This window comes from Bacillota bacterium (assembly GCA_040757085.1).
Lineage (GTDB): Bacteria > Bacillota > Sulfobacillia > JACIYH01 > JACIYH01 > JACIYH01.
This window is the reverse complement of record JBFLXJ010000017.1, coordinates 205,685-218,998: the sequence shown is the minus strand read 5'-3', so window position 1 is coordinate 218,998 and position 13,314 is coordinate 205,685. Positions and strand designations below refer to the sequence as shown.

At 66.9% G+C, this 13,314-nt stretch carries 15 protein-coding genes; all 15 read right to left on the bottom strand.

Annotated features, from left to right (window positions below; genetic code table 11):
• Nucleotides 1–93 precede the first annotated feature (93 nt).
• Nucleotides 94–1,176: a putative sulfate exporter family transporter gene (locus AB1446_06195; GenBank protein MEW6546494.1), complete on the bottom strand. Its 1,083-nt coding sequence runs from the start codon at nucleotides 1,174–1,176 to the stop codon at nucleotides 94–96.
• Between the two features lie 442 nt (nucleotides 1,177–1,618).
• Nucleotides 1,619–2,623, bottom strand: coding sequence for a ComEC/Rec2 family competence protein (locus tag AB1446_06190; GenBank protein ID MEW6546493.1), 1,005 nt, complete (start codon nucleotides 2,621–2,623; stop codon nucleotides 1,619–1,621).
• Between the two features lie 33 nt (nucleotides 2,624–2,656).
• Nucleotides 2,657–2,887 carry a DUF3006 domain-containing protein gene (locus AB1446_06185; GenBank protein MEW6546492.1) on the bottom strand — a complete coding sequence of 77 codons (231 nt, stop codon included), beginning with the start codon at nucleotides 2,885–2,887 and terminating at the stop codon, nucleotides 2,657–2,659.
• A 46-nt stretch (nucleotides 2,888–2,933) separates the two neighbouring features.
• Nucleotides 2,934–4,604, bottom strand: a complete 1,671-nt coding sequence (locus AB1446_06180) for a ribonuclease J (protein ID MEW6546491.1) — start codon at nucleotides 4,602–4,604, stop codon at nucleotides 2,934–2,936.
• A gap of 173 nt (nucleotides 4,605–4,777) precedes the next feature.
• Nucleotides 4,778–5,668, bottom strand: a complete 891-nt coding sequence (gene dapA, locus AB1446_06175) for a 4-hydroxy-tetrahydrodipicolinate synthase (GenBank protein MEW6546490.1) — start codon at nucleotides 5,666–5,668, stop codon at nucleotides 4,778–4,780.
• A 21-nt stretch (nucleotides 5,669–5,689) separates the two neighbouring features.
• On the bottom strand, nucleotides 5,690–6,907 hold the full coding sequence (gene dapG / locus AB1446_06170; protein ID MEW6546489.1) for an aspartate kinase: 1,218 nt from the start codon (nucleotides 6,905–6,907) through the stop codon (nucleotides 5,690–5,692).
• Between the two features lie 25 nt (nucleotides 6,908–6,932).
• Nucleotides 6,933–7,949 carry an aspartate-semialdehyde dehydrogenase gene (locus AB1446_06165; protein ID MEW6546488.1) on the bottom strand — a complete coding sequence of 339 codons (1,017 nt, stop codon included), beginning with the start codon at nucleotides 7,947–7,949 and terminating at the stop codon, nucleotides 6,933–6,935.
• A gap of 96 nt (nucleotides 7,950–8,045) precedes the next feature.
• Complete coding sequence (locus AB1446_06160; GenBank protein MEW6546487.1) at nucleotides 8,046–8,660, bottom strand: dipicolinate synthase subunit B; 615 nt, start codon at nucleotides 8,658–8,660, stop codon at nucleotides 8,046–8,048.
• Nucleotides 8,661–8,664: 4 nt separating this feature from the next.
• The gene (gene dpsA, locus AB1446_06155; GenBank protein MEW6546486.1) at nucleotides 8,665–9,540 is read right to left on the bottom strand and encodes a dipicolinate synthase subunit DpsA; all 876 of its coding nucleotides are present in this window, start codon (nucleotides 9,538–9,540) and stop codon (nucleotides 8,665–8,667) included.
• Nucleotides 9,541–9,581: 41 nt separating this feature from the next.
• Nucleotides 9,582–10,352 carry a prolipoprotein diacylglyceryl transferase gene (locus AB1446_06150; protein ID MEW6546485.1) on the bottom strand — a complete coding sequence of 257 codons (771 nt, stop codon included), beginning with the start codon at nucleotides 10,350–10,352 and terminating at the stop codon, nucleotides 9,582–9,584.
• Between the two features lie 258 nt (nucleotides 10,353–10,610).
• Nucleotides 10,611–11,078, bottom strand: a complete 468-nt coding sequence (locus AB1446_06145) for a hypothetical protein (protein ID MEW6546484.1) — start codon at nucleotides 11,076–11,078, stop codon at nucleotides 10,611–10,613.
• Between the two features lie 134 nt (nucleotides 11,079–11,212).
• Nucleotides 11,213–11,536, bottom strand: coding sequence for a hypothetical protein (locus tag AB1446_06140; protein MEW6546483.1), 324 nt, complete (start codon nucleotides 11,534–11,536; stop codon nucleotides 11,213–11,215).
• Between the two features lie 69 nt (nucleotides 11,537–11,605).
• A complete protein-coding gene (locus tag AB1446_06135; GenBank protein MEW6546482.1) occupies nucleotides 11,606–11,797 on the bottom strand; it encodes a hypothetical protein in 192 nt (63 codons plus the stop codon).
• 145 nt (nucleotides 11,798–11,942) lie between these two features.
• The gene (locus AB1446_06130; protein MEW6546481.1) at nucleotides 11,943–12,386 is read right to left on the bottom strand and encodes a dUTP diphosphatase; all 444 of its coding nucleotides are present in this window, start codon (nucleotides 12,384–12,386) and stop codon (nucleotides 11,943–11,945) included.
• Nucleotides 12,387–12,445: 59 nt separating this feature from the next.
• Nucleotides 12,446–13,312, bottom strand: coding sequence for a deoxyribonuclease IV (locus tag AB1446_06125; GenBank protein ID MEW6546480.1), 867 nt, complete (start codon nucleotides 13,310–13,312; stop codon nucleotides 12,446–12,448).
• Nucleotides 13,313–13,314 lie beyond the last annotated feature (2 nt).

Here is a 13,314-nt window from a genome sequence, read left to right as displayed (position 1 = left end):
GTGGGCGCTCGAGGCACCCCGCGCGCCCACCGCCTCGCCGGTTTTGCTTCGCCTCTTGCGACAGCAACCTGCCTTGCTATACCCGAGCCAGCACTAGCCCGCCGGGAAGAGGATGCCACCGAACACCAGGTAGGCCACGCCCAGTGCCAGCACGGTGTTGAAGATGGTGGCGATGACGTATACCACCGTAGGTCCGAATCCCAGCCGCTTGAACTCGGCGAAGGAGAGTTCCAGGCCGATGCACACGAAGGCCAGGGTGAACAGCCAGCTCCTCAAGTCGTTGACCACCTTGACCACGTCTTTGCTCAGCCAGCCCAGGCTCACGATGACGGACGCGACAACGAAGCCGATCACGAACTTGGGGAAGCGATCCCAGATCACCCGGGCGCTGGGCCGCTCGCCGGTGCCCCCGTTCTTCCGCTCCACCACGGTGGTGAAGTAGAGGGCCAGGATGAACGCCACCACGCCGATGAGGGCGTTCTGGGACATCTTCACGATGGAGGCCACCTTCATGGCCGCTTCGCTGTGGATGGCGCCCGCCCCCACCACCGCGGCGGTGGTGTCGATGTTGCCCCCGAACCACGCGCCCGCCACTTGCGTGGGCAGGTTCCACACGTGGGCCAGGTAAGGCATGAGGACCATGAGCGGCAGGGCGGTGAAGATGACAAGGGCGGTGATGTACGTGAGTTCTTCCTTGCCCGCCAGCACCGACCCGGCCGCGGCGATGGCCGCCGACACGCCGCAGATGGAGATGGCCGTGGCCATCACTGCCCGCATCTTATCGGGCAGTCTGAACACACCCCCCAGCCAATACGTGAAGAAGAACACGCAGGTGACCATGATGAGGGCCTGCACTATGCCCTTGCCACCTACGACGCCGATCTGCTTGATGTTCACGCTGCAACCCAGGAGCACGAGACCGATCTTCAGGAACAACTCTGTCCGGACCGCCGGCATGATGAACTGCCTGGTGCCGGTAGCCGTCAGGATGATGTTGACCACCAGGCCCAGTGCGGCGGCCCAGAGCGGGAACTCAAGGGCCTTGTGCACCTTGGGGTGGTTGGAAAGGTAGTTCGTGAGAAGGGCCAGCACAATGATGATTACCAGGCCCACGATGAGACCCGCGGTCTTGGAAGACTGGGCCGGCTGCGCCGCCGGAGCAGGCTTACTCGACACTTGCCATCACCCCCCGTACGTGAAGATCTTCCAGGGTACCTTGAAGCCGACGGTGGCCGCGAAGATGAGTACGAAGCCGATGATTACCGACCACCAGTCCTCGGTGATCTTCATGCTTACCCCTCCCTGCGGGGCCGGGCATTGCCACGGCCCGAATGAGACAGTTACCAGCTGCGCGAGGTGCCGCCCCTTAAGCCTGCTTCACCTCCCCCCTTCTCTCGTGAACGGATTCACAATCCCTCCCCAATACAAGGCGACCGCCTCCGCGCGGAGGCCCCGTTCGCCCGCACTAAGTATTCGACACTGCCCCTCCCACTCCTGCTTGCCAGGTGGTTGCTCATTTCTTGCATTTGCCTTGTGCTTGTGTTATCAAGTGCTTGCATAAGACCACCGGTCCCCAGCAGCGACCCGGCTCCCGTCCCCCAACTTAGCCCCGGTGAAATCATTCGCCGTTGCGCTCGGTTCTTATCCACACCTCCCGACCGTCAGTGAAAAAGACCACGGTGCCGCTTCGGTCTGTTCGGTACACGGTGGCGCCGGCCCGGGATAACCGGCGCAGTACCGACGAGGCGGGATGGCCGAACGGATTGTCCTTCCCCACGCTGATCACCGCCCAGCGGGGCGACACAGCCCGCAGGAACGCGGCGCTGGTCGAGGTAGCACTGCCATGATGCCCCACCTTGAGGACGTCGGCGTCCACCTCTGCACCCGCCGCCATCATGTCCGCCTCCACCACCCCGCTGGCATCCCCCGTGAAGAGAAACACCACCCGCCCCACCCCGAGCCTCACCACCAGGGAGCAATCGTTTTGTTCGTCGTACTCCTTAAGCGGGCCCAGCACCACCGCCCGGGTGGCCGGCCCCTTCCCGCTCACCCCGGCGGGCTGCCCCTCCTGGCCCCCTTCCTGCCGGATGACCGTGCCGGCCTTCGCCCTGGTGACCGGCACCTTCTCCCGGACCAGCGCCCGCAAGAGGGACTCGTACGCCGCAGTGGTGTGCTCCCCGGGGTAAAGGTACGCCCGCCCCACCGGAAAAGAACTGATCACAGCAGGCAAACCGCCCACGTGATCCTCGTGACCGTGGGTCACCACCAGCGCATCAAGGCGCCTGATCCCCTGCGACCGCATGTACTCCACCACGCCCGGCCCGGCTTCCCGACTGCCGCCGTCGATGAGCATGGTAAATCCCGAGGGAAACTGGACCAGGATGCTGTCTCCCTGCCCCACATCCAGGAAGTGGACGGCTGCCTGCCCGGGTTGCCAGCCCTGCCCAGGTTCCCGCCCGGCCTGCCCCGCCCCCGGGCCCATCAGCGCCGGCCCGGCAACCTGGCCGGAGCCTGGCAGGCAGCCAGCCGCCCCCAGCACCAGGCCCAGAACCAGCAGTGCCAGCAGGCACACCCGCGCCACCCGTATCGCCCGTACCAACGTACCCGAGGACGCCCGCTTCACAGAAACCAGCCCTGCAGCGCCACCCAGATGGCATCAGCGCTCGAGTTGATCGAGGAGGTTCCTCACTTGCCGGCGCCGCGCGGCAGTTGCTTCCCCGTCAACCTCCAGGTGCCAGCGCAGGCAATCCCCTTCCCTGGCCCCCTCCGGCAGCAGACCCCGCGGCACGGAAAACGTCCGTCCTTTCCATTCCAGCACCACCCATTCTCCCTCGAACCGATCCACTACCAGCAAGCTCTGCCCTCCTCCCGGGGAAGGATTCAGCAACCACCGCTCCTCCTCCAGGAACCACGCGGGCAACTCCGCCCCGCGGTCAGACTTCCATGACTATGGGGAGGATCATGGGCCTGCGTCCGGTGCGCTCGAAGAGTTCGCGCGACAGGGTCTCGCGGATGACATTCTTAAGCTGGGGCCAGTCGGGACGGTGGTTGTTCCGCCGCGCCAGCGCCTCGCGCACGGTGGCCCGCACCTGCTCCAGCAGGGCCTCGGATTCCCGCACGTACACGAAGCCGCGGGTGACCACCTCGGGTCCGGAAGCCAGTTCGCCGGTCTCCTGGTCCACGGCGATCACCACCACCACGATGCCGTCCTCCGCCAGTTGCCGGCGATCCCGGAGCACCACGCTGCCCACATCACCCACACCCAGGCCGTCCACCATCAGGATACCGGCGTCCACCCGCCCGGTAATGGCCGCCACGTCCTTGCTGAACTCGAAGACGGACCCGTTGTCCCCCACCAGGATGTTGCGGCGGGGGATGCCCACTGCCTCGGCCAGGGCAGCGTGGTGGACCAGGTGCCGGTACTCGCCGTGCACGGGCACGAAGAAGCGGGGCCGCAGCAGGTTGAGCATGAGCTTCAACTCCTCCTGGCTGCCGTGCCCGGAAACGTGCACGCCGGCATCCGGCCCGTATATCACCCGCGCTCCCCGGCGGTACAGGTTGTCGATGGTACGTGCCACCATCTTCTCGTTGCCGGGAACGGGCGAAGCGGCAATAACCACCGTGTCGCCGGGATTGATGTTCACCCGCTTGTGCTCGCCCACCGCCATGCGGGTGAGGGCGGACATGGGCTCGCCCTGGCTGCCGGTGGTGAGGATGGTCACCTTGTCGGGAGGCAGACCCTCCAGTTCCTCGATGTCCAGCATCATCCCCTCGGGTACGTCCAGGTACCCCAGGGTCATGGCCACCTGGACGGTATCCTCCATGCTCCGTCCGATGACGCCCACGTACCGACCCTGCTGGTAGGAGGCGGTGATCACCTGCTGGATGCGGTGCAGGTGGGTGGCAAAGGAGGCCACCAGCACCCGGGACCTGGTCGATCGGAAAACCTCCTGTAGGGTCTTGCCCACGGACTTCTCGGACGGCGTGAAGCCGGGGCGTTCCGCTCCCGTGGAGTCGCTCAGGAGGACCAGCACGCCCTCCTGGCCCAATTCCCCCAGTCGTCCGATGTCGGAAACCCGGCCGTCCACAGGAGTCTGGTCGAACTTGAAGTCGCTGGTGTGCACCACCAGACCGGCAGGGGTACGGATTGCCAACCCCACCGCGTCGGGGACCGAGTGGGTGACCCGGAAGAACTCCACCTGGAAGCAACCTATCTCGGCCTTCTCACCCGCCTGCAGGGCCCGCCCGTCGAACTGATCGGCCGCCCCAGTCTCCACCAGCTTGCCCCGCACCAGCCCCAGGGTGAGAGGGGTACCGTAGAACGGAACGGGAAGGTGGGGAAGAAGGTAGGGGATGGCACCCACGTGGTCCTCGTGACCGTGGGTGAGTACCACCGCGCGCACCCGGTCCATGTTTTGCTGCAGGTAAGAGATGTCGGGGATGACGATGTCCACCCCCAGCATCTCTTCTTCGGGAAAGGCCAGCCCGCAGTCGATGACCAGGAGGTCATCACCGCACTCGACCACGGTCATGTTCTTTCCGATTTCCCCCAGGCCTCCCAGGGGGATGATGCGCAGGGTGGGGCGGGCTGATTTCCTCACCATGAAAAAATACCACCTCCAGGTGCCCCTTTAAATAGCCACAAAACCCCGCCATGGGCCCCACCGTGCGCCAGGTCTCGCCCGGTCGAGATTTCCCAAATCCCACAAAAACGGTCCGGCCGCGCCGAACCGGAACCGTCAAATCTCCAACCCGTATTATATCTGGCCAGCCTCCGTCACGCAAGCAGCCCCAATTCCCGCAGCACTCCTGAAAGGCTGGCCTCTTCCTGGGGGCTCAGTTCGCAAAGCGGCGGCCGCACCGGTCCCACATTAAACCCCACCAGCCTCATGGCTGCCTTCACGGGCACGGGATTGGTGGTCAGGAACATGGCCCGGCAGAGCGGGTAGAGCCGTCGGTGAACCTCCGCCGCCTCCTCCACCCTTCCTTCCCGCCAGGCGCTGATCATACGGCCGATCTCGCCTGCCACCAGGTGGGAAGCCACGCTCACCACCCCCACTCCCCCCACAGCCAGGATGGGCAGGGTGAGGGAGTCGTCCCCGCTATACACGGCAAAACCGGGTGGCACCAGGCGCAGGATCTCCGTGACCTGATCCAGGTTGCCCGAGGCCTCCTTGAGGGCCACGATGTTGGGGATCTGGGCCAGCCGGGCCACGGTGGCCGGACCCATGTTCACGCCGGTCCGCCCGGGCACGTTGTACAGGATGATGGGCAGGGAGGTGGATTCCGCCACCGCCCGGAAGTGGCGGTACAGCCCCTCGGCCGGGGGCTTGTTGTAGTACGGGGTGACCAGCATGACTCCCTTTACCCCGGCCTTCTCCGCCAGGCGGGTGAGGCGCATGGAATCCCGCGTGCAGTTGGTCCCGGTCCCCGCCACCACCGGCACCCGGTCCCCCACCGCCTCCAGTACCGTCTCCCAGAGCTTCAGCTTCTCGTCCGTGGCCAGCACCGGTGATTCCCCGGTGGTACCCGTCACCACCAGGCCGTCAGACCCCATGTCCACCAGGCGGCGCGCCAGCTCCGCCGCCCGGGGAGCATCCAGCTCCCAGTGGCGGGTGAAAGGTGTCACCATGGCGGTGACCACCCGCCCGAAAACCGGCTCGCTCATGAGAAGTGCACCTCCTGCGGGCTAGGCATCCAGCCCGAACTGGTGGTGCAGGGCGCGCACGGCCTTCTCCAGGTCCTCCTGCCGCACCAGGCACGATATGGTCACGTGGGAATCCGCCGTCTGCAGGATCTCCACCCCTGCCCGGTGCAGCGCTTCCGCCACGTTGGCCATCACCCCCGGCAAGCCGCGCATGCGCGACCCCACCACCGAAACCTTGGCACACCCCTCCCTTATCTCGACCTCCATCCCCTGTTCTCTCAAGGTGCGCGCTGCCCGCTCCGCCACTTCTTCTCCCACGATGAAAGCACAGTGGCCCGGGCCCACCTGGATCATGTCCACGCTGATACCCTCGCGGGCCAGAGACCGGAACACCTGCACGGATCCCCCGGGCCCCGAGGGCGGGTTAAGAATGCGGATGCGCGCCACCCCCGGGATATGGGTGACGGCGGTGACCACCCGGCCGTCCCTCACCTGAGACCAGCCCTGCCGGGCAAAGGTGAAGGTGACCAGGGTGCCCGGAGAATCGGAAAAGGTGTCCCGAATGCGCATGGGCACCCCGGCCCGCATGGCAATCTCCACCGCCCGGGGATGCACCACCCGGGCACCTTCGTGGGCCATCTGGGCCACCTCGTCGTAGGTGACCACCCCCAGCGTGCGCGCCGCCGGTACCAGCCGCGGGTCGGCGGTCTTGACGCCATCCACGTCAGTGTATATCTCCACCGCCTCCGCCTGCAGGGCCGCCCCCAGCACGGCAGCGGTGGTGTCGGAGCCTCCCCGTCCCAGGGTGGTGATTTCTCCTGACTCCGTTACCCCCTGGAATCCGGCTACCACGGGAACCCGCCGCTCGCCCAGGCAGCGCAGGATGCGCACCGGCTCCACCCGCACTACCTCCGCCTGCCCGAACCCCCCGTCGGTGATGATGCCGGCCTGCCCCCCGGTCAGGGCACAGGCGTCGATGCCACGGGCCACCAGGCAGCTACTCACTACCACGGTGGCAATGGTCTCCCCGCAGGACATGATGAGGTCCAGCTCGCGAGGGGAAACGCGCCCGCCGGCAGCCATGGCCAGGTGGATGAGGGAATCCGTGGCATAGGGTTCCGGGTAACGCCCCATGGCCGAAACCACCACACAGGGGCTGAACCCCGCCTCCACGGCCCGCCTCACGTGCTCGCACACCCGTTCTCGCCCGGCCGGTGTGGCCACCGATGTCCCTCCGAACTTCTGAACCAGGATGCGCACCACTGCCCCCTCCGCCAGCGTAAACTCAGGGGGTGCCCGACCCCGACCCCGCCAGCAGTTCCGCGATCTGCACGGCGTTGGTGGCCGCGCCCTTGCGCAGGTTGTCAGCCACCACCCACATCCATATGCCGTATTCGTCGTCCAGGTCAGCCCGGATGCGGCCTACCAGCACGCCGTCCTGCCCGGCCGCCTCGCGGGGCGTGGGGTACACGCAGCGGGCGGGCTCATCCCTCACCACCACCCCCGGAGCCGCCGCCAGTATTTCCCGCACCCGCCCCGGGGAAAGGGGGCGGCGCGTGCGCACCCACACCGCTTCCGCGTGGCCCACCATCACGGGAACACGCGCCACTGTAGCAGTGATGGCCAGGCCGGGCAGGTGCAGGATCTTCCTGGTCTCCTGCACCAGCTTCATTTCCTCGCGGCAGTAACCGGTCTCGTCGAAGAAGTCGATGTGGGGAAACAGGTTGAAAGCAATGGGGTGAGGATAGACCCGAGGCCGGGGCGTACCCCCCTCCAGCACCACCCGGGATTGCTCCCGCAGTTCCTCCATCGCCTCCCTGCCGGTGCCGGATACCGACTGGTAAGTGCTCACCACTACTTTCTCCAGCCCCGCTTCCCTGGCTAGGGGTGCCAGGGCCACGACCAGCTGGATGGTGGAACAGTTGGGGCTGGCCACTATGCCCCGGTGGCCCTGCAGGTCCCCGGGGTTCACCTCGGGAACCACCAGGGGGACCCCCGGGTCGAGACGGAAGGCAGCCGACTTGTCGATCACCACCGCCCCCGCCCGCTGGGCGGCCGGCACCATTTCCCGGGCAACCTGATCCCCCACGGCTGAGAAGAGGAAGTCCACTCCCCCGACCGGGGAGGTGGCCAGGTCCTCCACCTCCACCTTCTCACCCCGAAACACCAGGTACTCCCCGGCCGAGCGGTGACTGGCCCATAGCCGCAGCATGTCCACGGCAAAACAACGCTCCTCAAGGAGACGCACCACTTCGCGCCCTACCGCACCAGTCGCTCCCAGCACCCCGACGCGCCAGCCCAACTTGCCGTACTCCCCCTTCGATTAACGTTCGGTCCGCATTCAACCCCCCGGGCGGGACGCCAGCGCCGTCCCCGGCACCCCCGGGCTCTCCACCGGTTACCGCCCCGCCGGCGGGGGTCCACCGGCATGCCGGCTCACCAGGAGGGGCTGGATCTGTCTGCCCTGCAGGGCCTCCTCGATGGCAGGCACCAGCAGCTCCAGGTCAGCATCCAGCGAGGTGGGTTTGCCCCGGGGATCGTCCTGGCCAAAAGGGACGAAAAAGACGTTGCGCGCCGCCAGTAACGTGCCCAGGTTGCGGGCGTTGAGCCCCAGGGCATCGTTGGAACTGATGGCCAGCAGCACGGGCCGGCCGTTGCGCAGTGTGGCCTTCACCGCCATGGTCACCGGTCCGTCGGTGATGGCGTTGGCGATACGGGCCATGGTGTTACCCGTGCAGGGGGCCACCACCATGATGTCCACCGGCTGCACGGGGCCCAGCGTCTCCGCTTCCGCGATGCTCCGGATGGGTTCCCGGCCCGTAATGTCCCGTATGCGGGCCAGCACCTGGGCAGCCGTTCCAAACCGGGTATCGGTACTCTGTACCACCTGGGAAACCACAGGGACAACCTCTGCCCCCGCCATCACCAGCTTTTCCATTTGGGGCCAGACCCGGTGCAGGTTACACAGGGAACCCGTGATCCCGAACCCCACCCGCCTACCAGCCAGCGGCACATTATCACCCCCCAGTCTGCATTTCCCGCCAGATTTGCTCCACCACCCGACCCAGAATGCGACCCGCGGTGACCGGAGCCTTGGTCGCAGGCAAGCCGGGGGCCAGGCTGGCCCGCAGGCCGCGTGCGGCCGCAAAAGCGAAGTCCGTGCCCCCGGGAGCGGAGGCCAAATCGATGATGATGCATCCCGCCGGCACCCGGCGCAGCACGCCGGCGTGGAGTACAGGGGCAGGGATGGTGTTGAAGATGACGTCGGCTCCGGCAACCGCTTCCTCCAGGCCGTCCAGCGCCGCCCCCCGACACCCCATCTCCTCGGCGCGGGCCAGGCAGGCAGAACGGCGAGCCACCACCGTCACCGTAGCCCCCATGGCCCGTAGCAGGCGCGCGAGGGTGAGCCCCGTCCGCCCCAGGCCCAGCACCAGACAGGACGACCCGTGCAATGTGACATCCATCTCTTTCAGGGCCATGAACACCGCCCCTTCCGCAGTGGGCACCGAGTTCCAGATAGCAAAGTCGTCGCGCTCCCGGTACTCCACCAGGCGGGCGCCGCGGGCGGCGACCCCGTCCCGCAGGATGGCGTCACCCACCCCGATCAGGAAGAGGGTTCCCGCATCGAGGGCCCCCCAGGCCTTCTCGCCCAGTTCCAGCGGGCCGGCCTCCGACCATATGCGCCCGGCGCCATCCGTTCCCCGCACGGGCCCCACTACCACCCGTGCCGCCGCCAGCGCTTCCTCCGCGCGGGCCGCCACCTGCACGCCCTCTCCCAGGCGTGCCGCGGGCTGTCCCCACACCCGCACCCGGGCGCCCCGCATGGCCAGAAACCGGGCCGCCTCCGCTTCCCGGCGGTCTCCTCCCACTACCGCCACTTGTACTCCCTGCACCGCCCTCATCCCCTGCTGGTGGCGGATATACTCACTACAGGCTATGTGACTCCCTTGCCGCGCGTGACGTTCCGCGCCCGGTGCCAGCGGTACCAGGCCAGCCCCAGGCTCGCCAGCACCGTGACCAGGGCAGCCGGCTGGGTGACGGTAACCCACCCCCACAGGTGGGGGACATCTCGCCAGAACTCGACGCCGAAACGGATGGCCGAGTACCCGGCCACGTAAAACAAGAACAGCTGGCCGGGGAGAAGAACCAGGCGGGGAGCCAGATACCACAGGCCGGCAAAAAGAACCAGGTCGAGCACCATCTCGTACAACTGGGCAGGATGGCGCAGGCCGGGCGCAAAACGGGTGAGAAACCCCCAGTCCCCCCCGGTGAGGATGCCCCAGCAGCACCCTTCCAGGAAGCACCCCACCCGGGTGACGGCCGTGCCCAGGGCGACGGCCGGGGCTCCCCCGTCCAGAAACCGACCGGTAGGGACACGACGCAGCCGGGTGAACAGCCAGACGGCCAGCACTCCGCCCATCAGACCCCCGTACAGGGAAAGCCCGCCCTCCCGGGTGTTCAGCACCCGCCAGGGCTGACCGCTATATTGCCCCCATTCCAGGGCCACGTACAGCAGCCGGGCACCCAGGATGGCCGCCACCGCAATGTAGAGGGAAGACTCCACGTAAAGCCAGGAAGGCAACCCCACTCTGCGTGCGTTCATCTCTGCCGCCAGGATGGCCAGTCCAAAACCCAGCGCGAACAGGACGCCCCAGGTGTGGATCTCGAGCCCGCCGATGCGAAAGGCAATGGGATGCACGACCACTCCCCTTTCCCAACCCCGTCGGGTTACCAGGGGGTATTCGCGCTTCGATGCTCCACTCCTTCTTGGCCCGGCTCACAACCGCTTCCCCACCCGCATATGCATCCCCCCGTCCCCGGCCCGACGAGGAATAGCGCCTGAAAGGGAAGGTGGGGGAAGGAAGCACCCTTCCCCCTGCCCGGATCCGTATCACGCAGATACCGCACCCCCGGCGCACCTGGCGGGATGGGGGTGGCACCGGATGCAACGCCCGGCGTCCGCTCAGCTGCGGGCGGTGTGGGTCTCCACGTCCTGGGCTCCGTGGCGGCGCATGATGTCGGCGGCCTCGTTGACCTTGGGGTCGGAACTCTTCACCATGGCCACCAGGTTACCTTCCCGGACTTTTTGCTCGTAGAAGCGTCCCCGTTCCTCGGGAATACCCCAGTCGATCAAGCCTCCCGCCAGGCCTCCCGTGGCTGCCCCGGTGAGGGCCCCCGCTATCGGTCCGGCTGCCAGGATGGGACCAACCCCCGGGATGGCCAGCGCTCCCGCGCCCGCCAGGAGACCGGCCAGACCCCCGAGGGTACCGCCGGTGACCACACCTTCGGCCACCGTACCTCCTCCCTCTCCCTGCTGCCCACCCCTGGTGATCACGGAAATGTCGCGGCTGAAGCCCTTCTGGCGGAGTTCTTCCACCGCCCGGTCGGCGTCGCCGCGATTGCGGAATACCCCGATCACCGTCTTCGCCAAGGTCCATACCCCCTTCCCCCAGTTTGGGTTCGTTCAGGCGAACCCGGGTGTATGGTAGTATTCCGCACTGACGGCCACGTATTGCGCAGCCGCGGGGGAAGGAAGGCGGATGTGTCTCGGCCGGTAGCGAAGTGCTACGGCACCGTCCGTGAGGAAGGCAGGAAAAATGGCTGCACGATGGCGACGATGAGGGCAGCCAGGGCAAGAGGGTCAAAGGTTATGCCAAACAGCTCCACCGACTGCTGAGGGGGCAGGCGCAGGAAAGCCGCCAGGCTCACCAGGGCCACGTAGACACCCCCTGCCACCCCTACCAGTTGCCTCACCGCCTCCGCCACCGGGGAAGACACGGGCTCCACCATGTCCTGCTGGCGGGCCATGCGGATCAGCTTCACCCTGCGCATGAGGGAAAGCAGCACCAGGAGGGCCGTGCCCCCCATTGCTAAGAGATACCAGTTCACACCATTCCCCGACTTACGTATATGCTCTGGGGAAAACTAAAAAACCCCCCGCCCGGTCCCCCAGCGTTATCATGCCTTCCTCTCTGTTCTACGTTTGACCACCTCGACTACCAGGTGATCCAATCTGGTGCTTATCTCTTCTGCACGCTCCCGCTCCTTTTCATGCAGCCCGGTCGTGGCACCATTGGTGACCCGATACAGTTCCTGCCGCAGCTCCTCTAGTTCACGCAGCAGGTTTTCTTCGCTATTTTCCCTTGGCAACGGCCCTCCCCCTGCGGTGGGGACCGGGCGGGGGGCGCCTGGCCACCCCCATTATAGCGAGGAACCGGCCCGCGTGCGCAGAAACTTGTCGACACCTGGCCCCAATCTTCGACAAATCCCGAAACCCATATCCCCACACCGGGGCCTACAGCCGGCCCGTGCTCCCCAGTCCTCCCCGCCGGGGAGGGCCCGGTCGGTCGTCGTCGGCCAGGCCGAAGGCGAGGAAAATCCCCTGGGCAATACGTTCTCCCCTGTGCACCGTGACCGGCTCCGGACTCCGGTTGTAAACGGCCAGCACGATGTGACCTTCGTTGGCCGGATTGTCCGCGTAATCGGCATCGATGACGGCCACCCCGTTGGCCAGGCTCAGCCCCCGCGCCACGGCCACGCCGGACCGTATGTACACGGCCAAAAACTCTCCCGGGGGCAGGTACACCTTCAGGCCGGTGGGCACCAGGCCAACCCCACCTGCCGGGATGACGGTGTCCTCGGCAGCCGCCAGGTCGTACCCGGCCGACCCCGGAGTGCTCCGCCGGGGCAGGGTCACCCCTCTGTCCCGGTAAGCAGAAACCACTTCAAAACGCCGCACTCTCAGCTGCAACCCTCCCGGTGACACCCCCGAGTCGCATCCGGCCGGTTTCCCTACCACTACCACTTCCTCGCCGCTTTCTCGCGCAGTTCTCTCAGGACGGCCAGGTCAGGGCGGTAGCCTTCGGGGGTCTTCACCGGTGTTTCCAGGATTACCGGCCGGCCATCCACCTCGGGCTGGCCCAGCAGGAGCCCGAATGCGTCCCGCCCCATCTGCCCTTCGCCCACGTGCTCGTGCCGGTCCAGGTGAGACCCGCAGGCACCTGCCGAGTCGTTGAAGTGCCACACCTTCACCCGATCCGAGCCCATAAACCGGCGTACTTTGCCCAGAAATGCCTCCTGCCCCGTGGGAGTGCGGAGGTCATAGCCGGCGGCGAAGGCATGGCAGGTATCCAGGCACACCCCCAGACGCTCCCCGTGGCGGGCCCGGGATATCACCCACGCCATGGCCTCCACGCTCTCCCCCAGCCCTCCCGCCGTGTTTTCCAGCAGGAGGGTAACCCCTTCTCCGGCCTCACCGGCCCGTTCAAAGGCGAGGTCGAGGGCGCGGACGCACCGGAGCAGGCCTTCCTCAAGGGGCAGTTGCCGCGCGTGGCCCATATGCACCACCACCCAGGGGGCACCCAGGAGGGCGGCCCGCCCCAGATCCTCGGCCAGCACTTCCACGGCGTACTCCCACTTACTCTCTTCGGGCGCCGCTATGTTCACCAGGTAGGGGGTATGTACGATGAGGGGGGCGACCCCCGCCCCGGCCAGCCCTTCCCTCAGGACAGAGACTTCCGCTTCCCCCAGGGGTCGTGCCTTGCCCCCACGGGGGCTGCGAGAGAACACCTGCGCAGTTTCACAACCCAGGGCGGTGGCGTCGGCGATCAGCCGGGCCCAGCCTCCCCCGATGGAAAGGTGGGCCCCCAGACGCACGCGCGCCACGG

What these genes read in the sequence shown, in the direction of transcription:
- AB1446_06180 (MEW6546491.1), bottom strand. Translation starts at nt 4,604, where the DNA reads ATGGTGAGGAAATCAGCCCGCCCCACCCTGCGCATCATCCCCCTGGGA.
- dapA (MEW6546490.1), bottom strand. Translation starts at nt 5,668, where the DNA reads ATGAGCGAGCCGGTTTTCGGGCGGGTGGTCACCGCCATGGTGACACCT.